The sequence below is a fragment of the Brevibacillus sp. HB1.4B genome, from assembly GCF_013284285.1.
In the GTDB taxonomy this organism is placed as follows: Bacteria; Bacillota; Bacilli; order Brevibacillales; family Brevibacillaceae; genus Brevibacillus; species Brevibacillus porteri.
The window spans coordinates 295,964-313,112 of the sequence record NZ_JABSUT010000008.1; the positions used below are offsets into that span (position 1 = coordinate 295,964).

General features: G+C 46.5%; 19 protein-coding genes. 3 read left to right on the plus strand and 16 right to left on the minus strand.

Annotation, left to right across the window (positions count from 1 at the left end):
• Positions 1–58: 58 nt before the first annotated feature.
• Positions 59–1,555 (minus strand): LysM peptidoglycan-binding domain-containing M23 family metallopeptidase, encoded by a 1,497-nt coding sequence (locus HP398_RS31295; protein ID WP_017246814.1) that lies wholly within the window; start codon positions 1,553–1,555, stop codon positions 59–61.
• A gap of 173 nt (positions 1,556–1,728) precedes the next feature.
• On the opposite strand from HP398_RS31295, the gene HP398_RS20455 reads away from it, so the two are divergent.
• Positions 1,729–2,184, plus strand: coding sequence for a hypothetical protein (locus tag HP398_RS20455; protein WP_173623510.1), 456 nt, complete (start codon positions 1,729–1,731; stop codon positions 2,182–2,184).
• Between the two features lie 69 nt (positions 2,185–2,253).
• Here the strand turns inward: HP398_RS20455 and HP398_RS20460 are convergent, their stop codons facing one another.
• The 10 genes from HP398_RS20460 to ychF form a co-directional block, all read right to left on the minus strand.
• Entirely contained in the window at positions 2,254–2,469 is a 216-nt protein-coding gene (locus HP398_RS20460) for a hypothetical protein (RefSeq protein WP_020477510.1), read from the minus strand.
• 131 nt (positions 2,470–2,600) lie between these two features.
• Positions 2,601–3,887 carry an adenylosuccinate synthase gene (locus HP398_RS20465; protein WP_017246817.1) on the minus strand — a complete coding sequence of 429 codons (1,287 nt, stop codon included), beginning with the start codon at positions 3,885–3,887 and terminating at the stop codon, positions 2,601–2,603.
• Between the two features lie 181 nt (positions 3,888–4,068).
• Positions 4,069–5,418: a replicative DNA helicase gene (gene dnaB / locus HP398_RS20470; RefSeq protein WP_017246818.1), complete on the minus strand. Its 1,350-nt coding sequence runs from the start codon at positions 5,416–5,418 to the stop codon at positions 4,069–4,071.
• Positions 5,419–5,442: 24 nt separating this feature from the next.
• A complete protein-coding gene (rplI, locus tag HP398_RS20475; protein ID WP_017246819.1) occupies positions 5,443–5,886 on the minus strand; it encodes a 50S ribosomal protein L9 in 444 nt (147 codons plus the stop codon).
• 26 nt (positions 5,887–5,912) lie between these two features.
• A complete protein-coding gene (locus tag HP398_RS20480; RefSeq protein WP_007720189.1) occupies positions 5,913–7,850 on the minus strand; it encodes a DHH family phosphoesterase in 1,938 nt (645 codons plus the stop codon).
• A 4-nt stretch (positions 7,851–7,854) separates the two neighbouring features.
• The gene (locus HP398_RS20485) at positions 7,855–8,763 is read right to left on the minus strand and encodes a DUF2232 domain-containing protein (RefSeq protein WP_017246820.1); all 909 of its coding nucleotides are present in this window, start codon (positions 8,761–8,763) and stop codon (positions 7,855–7,857) included.
• A 101-nt stretch (positions 8,764–8,864) separates the two neighbouring features.
• A complete protein-coding gene (rpsR, locus tag HP398_RS20490) occupies positions 8,865–9,095 on the minus strand; it encodes a 30S ribosomal protein S18 (RefSeq protein ID WP_016739387.1) in 231 nt (76 codons plus the stop codon).
• Between the two features lie 40 nt (positions 9,096–9,135).
• The gene (locus tag HP398_RS20495) at positions 9,136–9,615 is read right to left on the minus strand and encodes a single-stranded DNA-binding protein (RefSeq protein WP_016739386.1); all 480 of its coding nucleotides are present in this window, start codon (positions 9,613–9,615) and stop codon (positions 9,136–9,138) included.
• Positions 9,616–9,644: 29 nt separating this feature from the next.
• A complete protein-coding gene (gene rpsF, locus HP398_RS20500) occupies positions 9,645–9,932 on the minus strand; it encodes a 30S ribosomal protein S6 (RefSeq protein ID WP_007720183.1) in 288 nt (95 codons plus the stop codon).
• Positions 9,933–10,075: 143 nt separating this feature from the next.
• Complete coding sequence (gene ychF / locus HP398_RS20505) at positions 10,076–11,176, minus strand: redox-regulated ATPase YchF (RefSeq protein ID WP_017246821.1); 1,101 nt, start codon at positions 11,174–11,176, stop codon at positions 10,076–10,078.
• A gap of 394 nt (positions 11,177–11,570) precedes the next feature.
• Here ychF and HP398_RS20510 point away from each other — a divergent pair, with 394 nt between their 5' ends.
• A complete protein-coding gene (locus HP398_RS20510; protein WP_173623511.1) occupies positions 11,571–12,194 on the plus strand; it encodes an NAD(P)-dependent oxidoreductase in 624 nt (207 codons plus the stop codon).
• A 67-nt stretch (positions 12,195–12,261) separates the two neighbouring features.
• Here HP398_RS20510 and pepF read toward each other — a convergent pair whose 3' ends face one another.
• Positions 12,262–14,172, minus strand: coding sequence for an oligoendopeptidase F (pepF, locus tag HP398_RS20515; RefSeq protein ID WP_017246823.1), 1,911 nt, complete (start codon positions 14,170–14,172; stop codon positions 12,262–12,264).
• 357 nt (positions 14,173–14,529) lie between these two features.
• Here pepF and HP398_RS31400 point away from each other — a divergent pair, with 357 nt between their 5' ends.
• On the plus strand, positions 14,530–14,616 hold the full coding sequence (locus tag HP398_RS31400) for a YjcZ family sporulation protein (protein ID WP_017246824.1): 87 nt from the start codon (positions 14,530–14,532) through the stop codon (positions 14,614–14,616).
• Positions 14,617–14,832: 216 nt separating this feature from the next.
• Here HP398_RS31400 and HP398_RS20525 read toward each other — a convergent pair whose 3' ends face one another.
• The 4 genes from HP398_RS20525 to HP398_RS20540 all read right to left on the minus strand — a co-directional run bounded on the left by HP398_RS20525 (position 14,833) and on the right by HP398_RS20540 (position 17,105).
• Complete coding sequence (locus tag HP398_RS20525) at positions 14,833–15,612, minus strand: Ig-like domain-containing domain (RefSeq protein WP_173623512.1); 780 nt, start codon at positions 15,610–15,612, stop codon at positions 14,833–14,835.
• A gap of 114 nt (positions 15,613–15,726) precedes the next feature.
• Complete coding sequence (locus HP398_RS20530) at positions 15,727–15,936, minus strand: DUF951 domain-containing protein (protein WP_007720174.1); 210 nt, start codon at positions 15,934–15,936, stop codon at positions 15,727–15,729.
• Positions 15,937–15,951: 15 nt separating this feature from the next.
• Complete coding sequence (locus HP398_RS20535) at positions 15,952–16,827, minus strand: mechanosensitive ion channel family protein (protein ID WP_017246827.1); 876 nt, start codon at positions 16,825–16,827, stop codon at positions 15,952–15,954.
• Entirely contained in the window at positions 16,824–17,105 is a 282-nt protein-coding gene (locus tag HP398_RS20540) for a putative Se/S carrier protein (RefSeq protein ID WP_026042915.1), read from the minus strand. The genes HP398_RS20535 and HP398_RS20540 overlap by 4 nt, the downstream gene beginning before the upstream one ends.
• Positions 17,106–17,149: the final 44 nt, after the last annotated feature.

Consider the following 17,149-nt stretch of genomic DNA (forward strand, 5'->3'; position numbering starts at 1 on the left):
GCCAACAAAAAAAGGGCCCCTCCTAAGAGTTGCCCTTTCTTATCCAGAAATTACATGTCTATTTTAAGTAACGAATCGGGTTCTGGTTTCGTCCATTTTGTAGAACCTCAAAATGCAGGTGGACGCCGGTCGATTGTCCAGTAGAACCCTTTACGCCGATTTTCTTTCCTTGGCTAACAACATCGCCGACTTTCACATTAATGCTGCTCATGTGACCGTACAATGTCTTCATTCCATTGCCGTGATCGATGATAACCGATTTTCCATAGTCACCATTCCAACCAGCGAAGGTGACACGTCCATTGTCTGCCGCCATGACAGAACCAGAACCGGCAATATCAATTCCTTTATGCATGCTGCCCCAGCGTTTGCCGAAGCCGCTGCTGATATATCCGCTAGCAGGCCAGCTCAAACGGCCTGTCCCGCGCGATGGAATTACTTTTGTACCGCGCTCCATAATTTTGGTTACAGGCTGCACAGTTACATCTTGTTTGATGACTTTGCGATCGACTACTTGTCCATTTTCTTTCAAAACTTCGTATTTAACTGTTTTAGTGCCGTTTTTACCTTCTTGTACGACTTTTGTTTCGCCTTTAGGGACCTTGTCATTGTTATTAATTTGAGTATTAAATGCAATGACCTCTTGCTGATCTACTTCTTCTTTGACTTGTACAGTAACCAGTGGACGTACTGCGGTTACATTGATTTCTTGTCCCAATTTAAGGACGGTATTTTCCGTGACGCCTGGGTTGTTCGCGTAAATATCTTTTGATGTAATGCCGTATTTCTTCGCGATGCAACCGATGCAATCGCCTTCTACGACCGTGTGCTTCATATCCTTGAAGGTGCCTTTTACCAGCAACTCCTCAAGTTTATCGGCAGACAAAATTTGAGATGCATCGACTGTTTCGGTTTGCATCTCTACGTTTTCTTTAAATGCGACTTCTTTTACCGGATTTGGTTTGACTGGGACTGCTGATGCTGCTGCTACAATAGCCTTTTTCCCTGTCGTTGCAGGAACTCCGGAATATTTTTGCTTCACTTCAGCCAGTACTTCATCAGCTGATTGCTGGTCTGGCAGGTAACCTACCACTTTGCCATCAATCGTCAGCTTAACGCTCTGAACCTTGAGATCCGCTACGGATGCCAGAGCTTGTACAGCGGCATCATTATTGAACGGTGCCTTGAATTCACGCTCTTCTTCAAATGCGATATAGTTAGCCAATTGCAAGTTAAGGCCTGTTTTTGCCTTTTCCTCTTCCAGCTTGGCTGCTGTCCAGTTATGTATCACATTTGGATCGTTTACCACGCCAATCTCTTTGCCGTTCACACTGACATGGTAGACAGAATTGACGTTGCTTGTGTAATAGTATTGTGCAGATGCTCCACCAGCAATCGTCAATACTAGACCTGCCGCAATTGAAAGCGATTGTTTTTTATGCGACTGGATGTAAGAGCTTGTACGTTTCATTGTACGTTTCGCCAGATCACTGCAATCCCGAACGATTCGTGATGACCGTTCCTGCAGCTTGGCCTTCCATTCCGACCAATGCATAACTTGTCCCTCCTGAAAACAGATACAACTTGCTCGTTCTATTTCCTGAAAATTTTTAATTTATTGATTAGTTCGTATATCCCAAAATTTAGTTTCCATTTATCTGCCAAATTGCCTAAAGAAACCAACTATGTCGACTTTACCATAAGATAAACGACAACATCAAGTGTAAATTGCTGTCGAATAAAAAAATAGCCGTAGAGTCACTATATGTACAAATAATTGGTAGCATTTATCATAACTGGGAGCTGATATATGTGAAGGAACGTAACATTCTTGCAGGATTTCAAACCGAAGACGATGCCCAAGAGGCAGAAAAAGCACTTCGACAAGCTGGTTTTTCCATCATTCAGATCGACAGAATTGGACAATTCCCTGGTGACGGGAATGAACAGATCATGAATCCTATTTCTGGAGATTTTCCCAGCTTGGGCAGCCTTACATTGGCAGGTGACTTCCCAAGCGGCAGGGATGCAAGCATTATGGCAGCAGTAGATCCTGACGCCAGCGGCATGGCAGACCGGGGCGACGATAATTTATATCGGAGTGTCTTGTTAACGGCAGTCGTACCAGAAGAACAAGGTGATCTTGCAATCGAGATCATCCGATCGTATGGAGGCATGATCTAAAATAAATATAGCCATCTTCCCTTAACTAACTAGGAAAGATGGCTTACTTCGTTATGGACATCTGTGAACTCACACCTCTTGCATCGAGGTAACGTCTTTTAACGCAAGTCTGCGTATTTTCGTTTTCTCGGCGTCATTTTGTTGTTTGTATGTGGTGATAAAGCATAAGTAGCCATTGTTGAAATGAGTCATGGTTCCCTTGATGACGACGCCATTGATCATCTTTACCTGTACATTTTTGCCCAGTAGCTTCATGGCCTTTTGGTCAAATCCAAAACCCATCATCACTTTTCACCTCTCCATTTCTCCCTATGTCTATCCATATGCCCAGAGGGTGTCGTTTCGTGTCTGTCCGTTGCAAAAAAAAGAAAGCTGCCGATTGATCGACAGCTTTCTTCTATTATATAGTCTATTGCTTATCCGTAAATGCCACGAACAATGACAGTTTGTTCACGATCCGGTCCCACGGAGAAGATCGACATTGGAATACCAGTCAGTTGCGTGATGCGCTCAATGTAGTGACGAGCGTTTTCTGGCAAGTCGTTCAGATTGCGAACGCCTGTGATATCCTCAGTCCAACCTGGCAACTCCTCATAAACTGGCTCACATTTCGCCAGCAGGTTGAGGTTCGCTGGGAACGCTTCGATAACTTCTCCATTGTATTTGTACGCTGTGCAAATACGCAGGGTCTCGATTCCAGACAGGGTATCCAGCTTGGTGATCGCCAAACCAGTGATACCACTGACACGACGAGCATGACGAACAACAACACTGTCAAACCAGCCTACGCGGCGTGGACGACCTGTTGTCGTACCATATTCGAATCCAACCTCACGAATATGGTCGCCAGTTGCATCAGTCAGCTCTGTCAGGAACGGCCCATCACCTACACGCGTCGTGTAAGCTTTTGCAACCCCGATTACTTGGTGAATCTTAGTTGGTCCTACACCAGAACCGATAGTCACGCCACCCGCAATTGGGTTGGAGGACGTTACGTAAGGATACGTACCTTGGTCAATATCGAGCAATACGCCTTGTGCACCTTCAAACAATACGCGGTTGCCGCTATCAATGGAATCATTGAGGACAACAGATGTATCAGTTACGTAAGGACGAATGATTTCTGCCAGAGCCAAGTATTCATCCAGAATTTCTTGAAGCTCAAAGCCAGTTGTGTTGTACATTTTCTCCAGCAGCATGTTTTTCTCTGCCAGGTTGCGCTCGAGCTTGCGAGCAAACTCTTCGCTATCCAACAAGTCAGCGATACGAATACCGATACGTGCTGCTTTATCCATGTAAGCAGGTCCGATACCTTTACGGGTTGTACCGATTTTGTTAGCACCGCGGCTATCTTCCTCTACGCCATCCAGCTTGATATGGTACGGCAGAATCACATGCGCGCGATCACTGATTTTCAAGTTGCTTGTAGAAAAACCGAAGCTATGAATGTACTCCAGCTCTTTTACCAATGCTTTCGGATCGATTACCATACCGTTTCCGATTACGCAGGTCTTGTCACTATAAAAAATTCCGGATGGAATCAAATGCAGCTTATACTTGTTACCATCAAAAATAATGGTATGGCCTGCGTTGTTACCGCCTTGGTAACGAGCCACTACCTCTGCACTTTCAGCTAGATAGTCTGTAATTTTACCTTTACCTTCATCGCCCCACTGGGTTCCGACGACAACGACTGTTGACATCGAAAAACACCTCCTGATATTATCATGTCTTTTCGGGCCTGAAACAATCTAAGTTTACTAAACGAGACTCCCCATGTCAACGCTAAATACGAACATTCATATAGTTAGTTCTTAATATGTTCGGCAATTCAATATAGAAAAAAAAGCCGGAATTTCTCCGGCTTTTTTTCCATTCCAACTATTAACCTGCTTGATTTCGAAAGCGATGATCCAAGTTAACAAACTTGTTGAATTCTTTCAAGAACGCCAACTCCACCGTCCCGGTCGGGCCGTTACGCTGTTTGGCGATAATGACTTCGATGACATTCTTGTTTTCTGATTCCTTGTCATAGTAGTCATCACGGTACAAGAAGGCAACGATATCGGCGTCCTGCTCAATCGACCCCGACTCACGGATATCAGACATCATCGGTCGCTTGTCCTGCCGTTGCTCTACACCACGGCTCAACTGCGACAGGGCAATAACTGGCACGTTCAGCTCACGCGCGATCCCTTTTAGCGTACGCGAGATCTCAGATACTTCCTGCTGACGGTTATCTCCTTTGCCTCGTCCATGAATCAGCTGAAGGTAGTCGATCAGGATCAGTCCCAAGCCCTTCTCTGTTTGAAGGCGACGGCATTTCGCCCGGATATCCTGTACAGTAACCCCGGGTGAATCGTCGATGTAAATCGGCGCTTTCGCCAGCGTACCAATTGCCATCGTTAGCTTTTGCCAATCATCTTCCTCCAGTGACCCTGAACGCATCCGGGACGCATCCAGATTGCCCTCCGCACAAATCATACGCTGTACCAGCTGAGGAGCCCCCATCTCCAAGGAGAAGATGGCTACGGTCTCACCTGCACGAGCTGCTACGTTTTGGGCGAGATTCAAGGCAAAAGCCGTCTTCCCTACGGAAGGACGGGCTGCCAAGATAATCAGGTCACTGCGCTGCAATCCTGCTGTCATCTTGTCCAAATCCGTATATCCCGTAGAAATCCCCGTAATATCACCGCGTCGCTGACTCAAAAACTCAATCCGCTCATACGTTTCCAGAAGGGCATCACGAATCGGTGTAAAACCGCCACTGTTGCGATTTTGACCGATCTCCATGATGTACTTCTCCGCATCCGCGATGATCTGCGTGACATCATCTTCACGGGAATATCCGTCATTGGCAATCTTGGTAGCTGTATGAATCAATCGCCGAAGCAGCGATTTTTCTTCTACAATTTTTGCGTAGTATTCGATATTGGCAGCCGTTGGAACTGAGCTAGCGATTTCCGTGAGATACGTAACGCCACCGACTTCATCCAACAGCTTGTGGTCCTGTAGATCCGCTGTAACAGTAACCAGATCGACAGGTTCGCCTTTTTCATACAGGTCCACCATCGTTTGAAAGATGCGCTGATGCGCTGTCTTGTAAAAATCCTCCGGACGGAGAATCTCAATGGCCGTGATTAAAGCTTCCTTAGACAAGAACACGGCACCCAGTACCGATTGTTCCGCTTCCTTGTTCTGTGGCGGCACACGATCCAAAAACAGGTCGCTCACGTCACACCCCCCACAATTAAGACATTATTCTTCCACAACGTGTACTTTCAGAGTCACAGTTACTTCGTTGTGCAGTTTTACTTTGATTTGCGTCACGCCCAAAGCACGGATGGCATCCATTTCGAGCTTACGCTTGTCTACTTTGATTTTATACTGATCTTCCAGCGCTTGCGCTACTTGTTTGCTGGAAATTGCACCGAACAAGCGACCACCTTCGCCTGCTTTTCCTACTACTTTCACTGTCAGCTCTTCCAGCTTTTTGCCCAGCTCCTGAGCATCCAGCTTTTCTTGCTCCTTGCGCTTATCTTCGCTGCGCTTTTGAGCGTCGAGCGTTTTCACGTTGCTATCTGTCGCTTCTTTTACCAGCTTCTTTGGCAACAAGAAGTTGCGTACATAGCCCTCTGACAAATCCTTAACTTCGCCTTTTTTCCCTTGGCCTTTTACATCTTGAAGAAAAATGACTTTCATCATCGTTTCCCCCTTTATATTTTGGCCTATACGACCGAGTCAATCGCTTCTTTCAAACGACGTGTAGCTTCTTTTATTGATATGCCTTGAATTTGTGTCGCAGCACCAGTGAGGTGACCGCCTCCACCCAGCAGTTCCATGATGGACTGAACATTGATGTCGCCCAGAGAACGTCCACTGATTAAGATCGTATCGTCGGATCGCTCTGCAACAACAAACGACGCCTGGATACCTGACAAAGTGAGTAGCTGCTCAGCAGCTTGCGCCACCTGTACCTGCGTGTAATCCTCGGACGGATCGCCTATGGCAATCGCCATGTTGTCGCGGTACGTTTCCGTGTTCATGATGATTTTTGCCCGCTTCACATACTGTCCCAGATCTTCCTTCAACAGACGCTGGACAGCCGCGGTATCGGCCCCGTTACGGCGAAGGAAAGACGCCGCTTCAAAGGTCCGTGAACCTGTGCGGAAGGCAAAGCTTTTGGTATCCACCACAATCCCTGCTAACAGTGCCGTTGCTATCAGATTGTCGATATTCAATCGCTCGCTCTGATATTGCAAGAGCTCTGTGACGAGCTCGGCTGTAGAAGAAGCATATGGTTCCAGATACAAGAGTACTGGCTCAATGAACTCCTCTGAACGTCGATGGTGGTCAATCACTACAATTCGGCTCGTTTCCGTCAACAGCTTCGGCTCAATCACCAGCGATGGTCGATGCGTATCAACAACTACCAGCAATGTGCGGCCAGAAATGAGTCGGATCGCCTGTTCTGGCGTGATAAAGGTCTCAGCCAACTCTTCATTGGCATAAATCTCTTTCATCAGACGCTCGACAGAATGATTGCCTTCATCCATGACGATATAAGCCGTTTTGTTGTGCAGCTGCACAGCCTTCAATACACCAAGTGATGCCCCGATGGAATCCATGTCAGGCTGTTTATGCCCCATGACAATGACGTGCTCCGCCTCATGAATGAGATCACGCAAAGCATGTGCAATAACACGAGCCCGGACACGTGTCCGCTTTTCCACCGCATTCGATTTCCCACCGTAGAAAGTGAGCTTGTTGCCAATCTTGACAGCGCACTGGTCGCCACCGCGCCCCAATGCGATATCCAAGCTTGATTGCGCCATTTGTCCCAGCTCAATGTAAGTGGTAGCAGCCGCTCCAACCCCGATACTAAGCGTAATCGGAATTTTGTTGTCAGCCGTCATCTCCCGTACTACATCGAGAATGTCAAATCGCGATTCTTCCAATTTATCAAGTGCTTCCCGTTCCATCAGAGCCAAGAACTTGTCGGCCGTGATTCGGCGAAGATATATGCCATGTTTGTTGGCCCACTCTGTAATCACACCAGCCACGCTTGTAGAGAGCAGCGTACGGCTCTGATCATCCATAACTTGTCCAACCTCATCCAAATTGTCGAGGTGAATGATGGCAAGTGCAGCCTTTTCTCGATGGTAACGAGTCGTCAGTTCTTTGAAATCCGTAATGTCCTTGAAATACAAAAGGCGCTCATCGGACCGCACAATGACCTCGTATACCCGCTCGTTATAAGTAAACTCCAGCCGTTTTTGCTCCGGCTTCCAAACCAGTTGGGGGAATACCTCTTGGAGGCTTTTCCCGATCATGGATTCATCCCCGGACATATGCGTCATATACGGGTTTACCCACTCAATTGCCTTTTCCTCGTTGTATAAAAGAATTCCGATCGGCAGTTCCTGGATAACGCCTTCTCCCGCCTTCTTCACGCGATGGGTGACCGTCGCCAAATACAGGCGCAAGTCTCGTTGGAACCCCTTTTCTGCTTGAAGAGCGTAAAGAACCAAGCCAATCAAGCAAATCATGCCGATCGCCCCGTACATCCAATGGAACAAGGTCAAAATCCCCAACAACAGCAAGCTAAAGCTGAGTGCCAGGACCATGTGCATCCCGTACCAACGCTTTAACAGGAACTTGGGCATTTCCTCAGCCCCTCTTCACTCTTGTTTCCAGTTTTTCACGCAAACGAATTCCTAGGTCAAATATCCCTACCAGACTAAGTATAGTACTTAGGGGGGGAAAAATAAATAGACAGACAATGAGCACGGGAGTCAATCTCTTCCAGCCGTACAAATAGGCAGCAAATAGACAAAAACTCAAGCCCTGCAAAACAAAAATAACATCCAGCATGACTTTCAGGTTCATCAAGGCGATTTCCCAAAACGTGCCCTGCATGCTTTCAGCAAACAACAAAAGACTGATCATCGCAATGAAGTAGTAATAAATCAATGACCGCGGGAAGCTCCATTCCCGAATTGGCTTCAATGCTGGAATCGGTCTGCGCAGACGTCGCCCAATCAGACTCGCCAATCCATGAATAATGGCGGTCGATAAAAAGCTGAACATGATAAGACTCGTAGGAAAAACGATTTTACCCAGTTCAAGGAGCTGATCAAACTGCTCTTTTGGCATCATTGCTGGACGCATCTTAGCAACTTCTTGCACGATGGCATTAAAATCAACGTTCATTCCGAATGCCGCGAATGCCAGCATGGAAACGACACTCAAAAAGGCAACGCCTGCCCCCGCCACAATCGCCGGAAGAGCCGCTCCTTTTTTCGCATAAAAAATCCCCATTGCTGAACCCCAAACCGCACTCGAAAAAGCAAGTGTTGCCGCAAACGGACCAGTAATGATCCAGCCCAGAAACGTAAAGGCAAGGGAGATCCAAACCATGTTAGGTACTGTTCGATTTACTGCCAAAAGGATAAAAGGCAGAGGTATCAAGAAACTGACGAGTCCTCCCAGTATGGTATATGTACTGAGAAACAGCAGCACCAGTGCGATACCCAGCATAAGGGCATTTTCAGCCAAGTGTTTCGTTTTGGACGGCATGTCAGCACCTCATTATTCATGTCTCATGTACACTTTCCATAGAAAACTATGGAAAAAAGAGGGCCACGCAATTGTGCCCCTCTTTGTATAGCTTTTGAAAATTATTCAGCAGTGTAAGGCAACAGTGCTACTTGACGGGATCGCTTGATTGCGATTGTCAGTGCACGTTGATACTTCGCAGAAGTACCAGTTACACGACGTGGCAAGATTTTGCCGCGTTCGCTGATGAACTTTTTCAGCAAGTCAACATCTTTATAATCGATGTGCTTGATTTTGTTCACTTTAAAGAAGCATACTTTACGACGCTTATTAGGACGTCCTTTGCGTGCCATGATAGTCCCTCCCTCTTAGGAATGTGAAAGTTATACGATCTTAGAACGGCAAGTCATCATCTGAAATGTTGATCGGCTTGCCTGCACTCGCGAAAGGATCACCAAACGGATCATAGTCATTATTTCGTTGACCGGATGGTTTGTTACCGCCACCCATGCCTGGTCCTGGATCATATCCTGAATTGTCTCCGCCGGATTCATTGCCTCGACCGCCCAAAAATTGAACGTTCTCCGCAACGACTTCCGTCACGTATACCTTTTTACCTTCTTTATTATCATAGGAACGTGTTTGCATACGTCCTTCGATGGCTGCTTGTCTACCTTTACGCAAATAGCTTGCGCACAGGTCGGCAAGTTTTTGCCAAGCGACAATGTTAATGAAGTCCGTTTCTCTCTCACCCGCTTGATTGGTGCGGGGACGATTGACGGCCACAGTAAAAGTAGCAACGGCAACGCCATTTGGCGTGTAGCGAAGTTCAGGATCTTTCGTCAGGTTGCCGATGAGAATGACTTTATTCATCTTGGTTCCCCCTCTGATCGCGACAATGATTACTTCTCATCACGAACAAACATAAAGCGGATTACGTCGTCATTGATTTTCATCAGACGCTCAGCTTCCGCAACAGCATCGGAGTTCGCTTTGAAGTTCATCAAAACGTAGTAACCTTCACGGAACTTGTTGATCTCGTACGCAAGACGACGTTTACCCATTTCTTGAAGCTTAGAGATTTCGCCACCATAGTTAGTTACAACATCGCTGTAACGAGCTACATTGGATTTTACTTTCTCTTCTTCAAGGTCTGGACGCAATACATACATTACTTCGTATTGGCGCATACCTTTTCACCTCCTTATGGACTTTAGCGGCCCTGTTCGGGCAAGGAGCGAGTGCTAAAACGAAACGCACAAAACATGCACTCCATAAATACTCGCATTATCGTATTATAGCAAACTGCCTAGTTCGAATCAAGAATTTCGTACTAAACATTGAAGCGGAAATGCATAACATCTCCATCTGCCACTACGTACTCTTTCCCTTCAAGACGGTACTTCCCACGTTCTCTGGCTACTGCTACGGAGCCAGCATCTACCAGATGATCATACGCAATCACTTCGGCACGAATGAAGCCGCGCTCGAAATCAGTATGAATCACGCCTGCTGCTCCTGGAGCCTTTGTACCCTGACGGATGGTCCAAGCGCGTACTTCTTGTACACCTGCTGTGAAGTATGTTACCAATCCCAGCAGCTTGTAAGCAGCACGAATCAAGCGGTCGAGACCAGACTCAGAAAGTCCCAACTCTTCCAAGAACATTTCTTTGTCTTCGCCCTCGAGCTCAGCAATTTCTGCTTCCACCTTCGCGCTGATGACAACCACTTCTGCGCCTTCACCCGCTGCATGCTGACGAACTGTCTGCACATGCGGGTTGTTGTCTGCATCGTTAATGCCGTCTTCTGCTACGTTGCACACGTACAGCATTGGCTTGATTGTCAGAAGATGCAAATCACGAATCCATTTGCGCTCTTCGTCATCGAGTTCAACACTGCGAGCAGATTGACCCTCTTCAAATGCTGCTTTCAATTTCTCCAGCACGTCCAGCTCTTGCTTGGATTCCTTGTCGCCGGATTTCACTTTGCGTGCAATTCGGTCAATACGACGATCAACAGAGTCCAGATCAGCAAAAATCAGCTCCAGGTTGATTGTCTCGATATCGCTCAAAGGATCGACACGACCTGATACGTGAGTGATGTTCTCATCTTCAAAGCAACGTACAACATGAGCAATCGCGTCCACTTCACGGATGTGTCCAAGGAACTGGTTGCCAAGTCCTTCGCCTCTGCTCGCGCCTTTTACCAAACCTGCAATGTCTACGAACTCAAACGCAGTTGGAACTACCTTGTTTGGTACAACGATCTGTGTCAGCTTTTCCAGACGCTCGTCTGGTACCTCTACGATCCCTACGTTCGGGTCAATCGTACAGAACGGGTAGTTAGCCGATTCAGCGCCCGCTTGTGTAATGGCATTAAACAATGTCGATTTTCCTACGTTAGGAAGACCTACAATCCCGCATGATGCACCCATCTATATACACCTCGTTCATTTATTATCCAACTCAAATAGTCTATCACATTCTGTCATTGCGTCCAATCAGCCATTAACTTGAAAACAATGAATACGATTTAAACTAGTAAACACCCCGTCTCCTAAAATAAGGTCGGGTTAAATAGGCTACTCACACGCTATTCCCATTTCGTGAGTCAAAATTCCTGCTGCCCAAACGGTTTCATTTCTATTTTTTTATCTTACCAAATCATTTAATTCCGTCACTGAAAACGCCTGATATGTAAATTCATGTAAACGAATGTAGAATTACACACTACCTTTCAGGTGGTGGGACAAAAAAAGAAATGCTAGACTGAAAAAAACTTGTTCTTTGAAATATCTCGACATTTTCATAAAAGAGGTGACTACAAAAATGAAGCTCTTACTTCTCGGTGCCACTGGTCGCGTAGGAAGCCATATCCTCGACTATGCATTAAAAGATGGGCATGAAATAACCGTGCTCGTTCGCTCAGCAGACAAGCTCGCTCACCTAGCTGCTGAAAACCTGCGTGTCCTGACGGGAAATGTCCTCGATCAAAAAGATGTTGCATCAGCCATGCGTGGAGTTGACGCGGTCATTAGCGCACTCGGGACAGACAAGGCAACGACGTTATCCGAGGGAACTCCTTATATAATTGAAGCAATGAAGCGAGAAGACGTTACACGCATTATTACGGTGGGCACCGCCGGCATCTTGCAAAGCAGAGTTTCTCCTGACCTGCTCCGCTATCAATCCAGTGAGTCCAGACAAAAATTGACGCGTGCTGCCGAGGAACATCACAAGGCATACTCGCTCTTGGAACAGTCCGAGCTCGATTGGACCATTGTATGTCCGACATATTTGCCTGATGGAGAGTATACTGGCAGTTACCGGGCCGAGGCTCACCAACTGCCTGTAGATGGGATGCAAATCTCCGTGCCGGATACGGCGGAGTTTACGTATCAGCAGCTTTCTACTTCCGAATACATACGAGCGCGAGTCGGCATTGCCTATTGATACATACAGGAAAAAAACAGGCTCCTATCCGTAATGGAAGGGAGCCTGTTTTGCTTCTGCCGTTTCTTTACTTCTCGTTTACCAGCTTTTCCAGCTCATTCAATGTCTCTTCAAAGATTTCCATTGCTTGCTCGATTGGCTGGGACGTGGACATGTCCACACCTGCTGCTTTCAGTACCTCGATAGGCGGAGCAGAGTTACCCGCTTCGAGGAAGTTTTTGCGAACTCGATCCACTGCTGGCTGACCTTCATCCATGATTTGCTTCGCTAATGCTTGTGCAGCGGCAAAGCTCGTCGAGTATTGATAGACGTAGTATTTATAGTTATAGAAATGGCTCACACGTGCCCATTCCATACCGATTTCCTCATCGGAAACCATGTCTTTTCCGTAGTACTTTTTGTTGATGTCGAGGTAGATCTTCTTGATCGCTTCCGCATTCAGAGATTCCCCAGCTTGCTCCTTCTCGTGAATCGCTCTCTCGAACTCCGCGAACTGCGTCTGACGGAACAGCGTGGAACGGAAGTTTTCCAGATAGTGATTCAAGAGATACATCTTCTCTTCTTTCGTCTTCGCCTTCGCGTACATGCTCTTGAACAGCAGGGTTTCATTCATCGTTGAAGCTACTTCTGCCGTAAAGATTGGATAGTTGGACGAAATGTACGGCTGGTTTTTGTTCGTGTAATACGATTGCATGGCATGTCCCATCTCATGGGCGATGGTATACACATCATCGAGCGTACCTTGGTGATTCAACAGTACGAATGGATGTGTGTCATATGCCCCCCATTGGTAAGCACCCGTACGCTTGTCATCCGTGGAATAGACATCTACCCAGCCTCCATCCAGGCCGTCAGACATTGCCTTCACATAGTCATCACCCATTACCTGTAACCCATTAACGACAATTTTCTTTCCTTCGTCGAAGGAAATATATTTGTCATCAGATGGAACGATCGGCACGTAAATGTCGTACATGTGCAATTCCTTCACGCCAAGCATTTTCTTTTTCAAAGAAATGTAGCGATGCAGCAATGGTAGATTGTCATTCACCGTGTCAATCAGCTCATCATACACCTTCGTCGGTACGTTGTTCGGTGTCAGGCTTGCTTCCAGTGCAGAATCGTAATTGCGTACAGCTGCGTAAAAATTATCGCCCTTTACTTTGGCAGCCAACGTCGATGCAAACGAGTCTTGGAAATTGATCAGTGCACCATAGTACGCCTTAAACGCTTCTCTGCGCACATTTTGATCCTTGCTTTCCAGATAGGAAATGAAATTGGCACGCGTCAACTGAACTTCCTTGCCTGTCTCATCCTTGATTTTAGGGAACCTCACGTCTTTGGACAGCATGCTGTAAATGTTTGTCGGTGCACCGCCCAACGGAGACGATTTTGCCAAGAGCTGCTCCATATCCGCAGAGAGTGAGTACGGCTTCGTTCTCAGCATGTCTTCGATAAACAGCTTGTAAGGCTCAAGCTCCTTTTCGGATAGCAAGCTCTTTATTTTGTCATCGGGAATCGCAACGATTTCAGGCTGTACCCACGAGGTTTTTTCTGTGACAAGCGTGGACATTTTCTCACCACGGTCTCCCAGCTTTTGCAGATCAGGATTCGCGGAGTTTACATCGAGAGACATATTTGCGTACACGTATGCTTTGTCATTTAAACGCATCAATTCAACATAGTCATCGAATGCCGCCTGCATCGCAGCAGATGATGTACCCAGCTTGCCTTGGTGCTTTGTGAAAGCGTTTGCCAAAGATTCAACCTTAGCAACATCCTTTTCCCATTCCTTAACAGTCGGATAAATATGATCTAGCTTCCACTTGTACGCATCTGGGATCTCAGCGCGAGTTTGATAAGAAGGCTTCTCAGCAGCAAGAGCTACCGCCTGCGTGCTGTAAGGAATGAATGGTACGGATACTGTCGACAATGCAATGGCCAAAGCCGTAACTGATGCAAATACTTGCTTCTTCAAATCTCAATCGCCCCTTTTCTTCTATCTATTTTTGCCAAAATTATAAGTGTGTAATTATATTTTCACCTGCCAAATTCCTTCTTACTAATAAAAATTTTTCAAATATTCAATAACAACCGTCAATTTATCCAGAGAAAATCCCCTTTTGTGGATAAGTCTGTGGATAAGTATTTACTAACAACTTTTTATCCCCCACAACGATTGCAGACACTCCTTTTTTATGCAAAAAGTTGTCCACATTTTCTGTGGATATGCTGTGAATAACTTATTTTCTTTGGAACTAGGGCATCCGCCTATACCTCATATTGGGTTCCTACATAGCATGAGTATTGAAACTACGGTAGGAGGTGTTAGCAAGTGGGTATCTTTAACGGCTTCGACGATTTCGCGCTGATCTTGGTTCTGTTCATCCTTCTCGTTATCGTAGGTTGCGACTGCGACTAACCTACTCCGCTGCCATCCAGCCTATCTGAAGGTAAGCTTGCATCCTCAGCAGCCTTACCTTCTCCATTGCACATAGATCATAACCAGGCGATGCAGCCCAGGGATAATGATCAGTCATAGCCTAAGTACCACCACCGGGAGATACATGTAATCGTACAAAAGGAAAAAGGATGCGCCTCTATTGGCTGCATCCTTTTTTTTACCCACATGCTTGAATTATTTAGATCCTGTCTGAAAAGTTATCCACTGCACTTGATTTACATTACCTGCTGTGTCCTTTACCAAACCCATAATGAGACTTACCTGATATCTCGTATGTGGCTGCCATTTTCCTTTTGGCTTCACAGACAACATCCGCTTGCTTTTGTTCCACGTAATGGTATGCGGAACGATAACCCCTTTTTCATCTGTCACGCGAACTAATGGCCCGGCCGTTTTGCTGGAGAGGACTCCACCACCAACCAAAGCAATCTCTTCTGCAAACTGGAGTGTCACTTTATTCTGGAGCCCTACATTTTTTGCCCCGTGACCAGGCAATATGACTGCTTGTGGAGCGATATTATCCACAGGTTTTTTCGTTTGAAACGTGCTGGTCAGCTCTGGATTCAAATTACCGCGCTGATCCTTCACTTTTTTGGCCAGCAAGCTTATTCGATAAGACGCCCCTGCTTCCAGATTTCCTATCGGATCAATCGTCATGCTTCGATCTGTTTTGTTCCATTTTGCCGTAAAACGAACCTTCTTTTTTTTCGCATCCGTGAGCGAAATGATCGAGAGACCAGATTTGTCAGTGAGCTCTTGACCATTTTTCAACGATACTGTTCCCGAAAATGTCAGTGTAATGATTTCATCCGGGTCTATTTCTGCCGATTTGTCAGCCAGGGATATTCTCACTCCCCATTCGTTTGCTGACTTTGCCCACACTCCCTGTGATGGAAGTAGGAAAATCGCAAGCACTACTACCCACTGCAACCACCGAACACTCATCTTTTCCATCGAACCCCTCCCGTCTATAACGACAAAGCCGCTCCCTGAAGCATATAAACGCGTCGCTTCATCGTTTACAGGCATTGTAGAAAAAGACAGATGGGTTGATCAAAGAAATATGGTCTATGCTTGCGGTTCTTCCTCTGCGCGAATCAGTATCTTTTTCAGCTTGCGTTCAAACTCTAGTCGTCCAATCATCACACTATGATCGCAACCCGTACATTTGATTCGCACATCCATGCCCATGCGTATGACCTTCCACGCATTCGTGCCACATGGATGTGGCTTTTTCATCTGTACGACATCCCCCAGTCCAAATTGCTTGCGTTCCATTTCTCTTTCTCCTCTCTACACTGTTCCCTTTCCAGACACCGCGACAATTTTGGGATACGGAATTTGAATGCCTCGGTTTGTTAATTCCGTTCTGATCTTCGCACGCAAATTTCGATTGACCCCGTGATGCGTGTTCGGCTTGCACTCAGCCGTAACCCGGATGATGACTTCGGAAGGTCCCAGTGCATGTACTCCCAAAATTTGCGGCTCAGCTACGATATCCGTCAATTCCGTTTGAGCCGATGCCAACACTTCTTTGAGCACAGACTCAACTTGGTTCAGATCTTCTTCATACGCTACAGATACGTCGACAACCGCTAACGTATTTTGCAAAGAAAAGTTGGTCACTTGATTAATCGTGCCGTTTGGAAAGATGTGTACCTCACCCGTCCAGCTTCGCACCTTTGTAATGCGCAGACCAATCTCCTGCACCGTGCCCGTCAAATTGTTGATCGTTACAACGTCTCCGACAGCAAATTGGTCCTCAAAAATAATGAAGAATCCCGTAATGATATCACGAACGAGACTCTGCGCCCCAAAACCAACTGCCAGCCCCAGTACCCCTGCGCTTACCAAAACAGGACGCAAATCAATGCCCAACAGCTGCAAAATCATGAGAATCGCCAAAAAGTAAATGCCATACTGCACGACATTGTTGACAAGAACCCGCATCGTGTCTACTCGACGTTGATCCATTTGAATCTTGCTTCCATGCCGGTGCTGGAACACTTTATTTACGCCTGATTGCACAACCGACACGACGATTCGCGATAACAGGATAATCGCTGCGATTTTCAGTACAGCCATCCCTATATTTACCCACATATCTGCATCGGTCACATACGTATATACTTGGGCATAAATTCTCTCAAAAAAACCAGCCTGATTCATTCCTCCCGCTCCTTCTGCTCCCCGTTTTCGTCGACCTCGCTATACTGGCCAAAAAACTGACGGAAGTATCCTCGTATTACCACTTGTTGTTCCATCATGATCGCTTTCGCTCGTGAGTAATCCGACAGTGGGAACTCAATGGAAAGGGCACAGCCTGCCGTTATTTCTTTCGGTGTTGGTCTTGTATCGATCTCAATATCTTCGTACTCCAGCAGCATTTCTGCCCGCAAGGCTTGCTGCGTGGAATCAAACGCGATCAGCACTGTCTCTCCTCCCATTTCACTCCCCCTCATCTATTTCACACAAACTGCTATAGGCTCCT

Excerpts from the sequence above, each read along its gene's own strand:
- HP398_RS31295 (WP_017246814.1), bottom strand. The coding sequence starts at position 1,555 with ATGCATTGGTCGGAATGGAAGGCCAAGCTGCAGGAACGGTCATCACGA.
- HP398_RS20460 (WP_020477510.1), bottom strand. The coding sequence starts at position 2,469 with ATGATGGGTTTTGGATTTGACCAAAAGGCCATGAAGCTACTGGGCAAA.
- HP398_RS20465 (WP_017246817.1), bottom strand. The coding sequence starts at position 3,887 with ATGTCAACAGTCGTTGTCGTCGGAACCCAGTGGGGCGATGAAGGTAAA.
- rplI (WP_017246819.1), bottom strand. The coding sequence starts at position 5,886 with ATGAAAGTCATTTTTCTTCAAGATGTAAAAGGCCAAGGGAAAAAAGGC.
- HP398_RS20480 (WP_007720189.1), bottom strand. The coding sequence starts at position 7,850 with ATGCCCAAGTTCCTGTTAAAGCGTTGGTACGGGATGCACATGGTCCTG.
- HP398_RS20485 (WP_017246820.1), bottom strand. The coding sequence starts at position 8,763 with ATGCCGTCCAAAACGAAACACTTGGCTGAAAATGCCCTTATGCTGGGT.
- rpsR (WP_016739387.1), bottom strand. The coding sequence starts at position 9,095 with ATGGCACGCAAAGGACGTCCTAATAAGCGTCGTAAAGTATGCTTCTTT.
- HP398_RS20495 (WP_016739386.1), bottom strand. The coding sequence starts at position 9,615 with ATGAATAAAGTCATTCTCATCGGCAACCTGACGAAAGATCCTGAACTT.
- rpsF (WP_007720183.1), bottom strand. The coding sequence starts at position 9,932 with ATGCGCCAATACGAAGTAATGTATGTATTGCGTCCAGACCTTGAAGAA.
- ychF (WP_017246821.1), bottom strand. The coding sequence starts at position 11,176 with ATGGGTGCATCATGCGGGATTGTAGGTCTTCCTAACGTAGGAAAATCG.
- HP398_RS20510 (WP_173623511.1), top strand. The coding sequence starts at position 11,571 with ATGAAGCTCTTACTTCTCGGTGCCACTGGTCGCGTAGGAAGCCATATC.
- HP398_RS20525 (WP_173623512.1), bottom strand. The coding sequence starts at position 15,612 with ATGGAAAAGATGAGTGTTCGGTGGTTGCAGTGGGTAGTAGTGCTTGCG.
- HP398_RS20530 (WP_007720174.1), bottom strand. The coding sequence starts at position 15,936 with ATGGAACGCAAGCAATTTGGACTGGGGGATGTCGTACAGATGAAAAAG.
- HP398_RS20535 (WP_017246827.1), bottom strand. The coding sequence starts at position 16,827 with ATGAATCAGGCTGGTTTTTTTGAGAGAATTTATGCCCAAGTATATACG.
- HP398_RS20540 (WP_026042915.1), bottom strand. The coding sequence starts at position 17,105 with ATGGGAGGAGAGACAGTGCTGATCGCGTTTGATTCCACGCAGCAAGCC.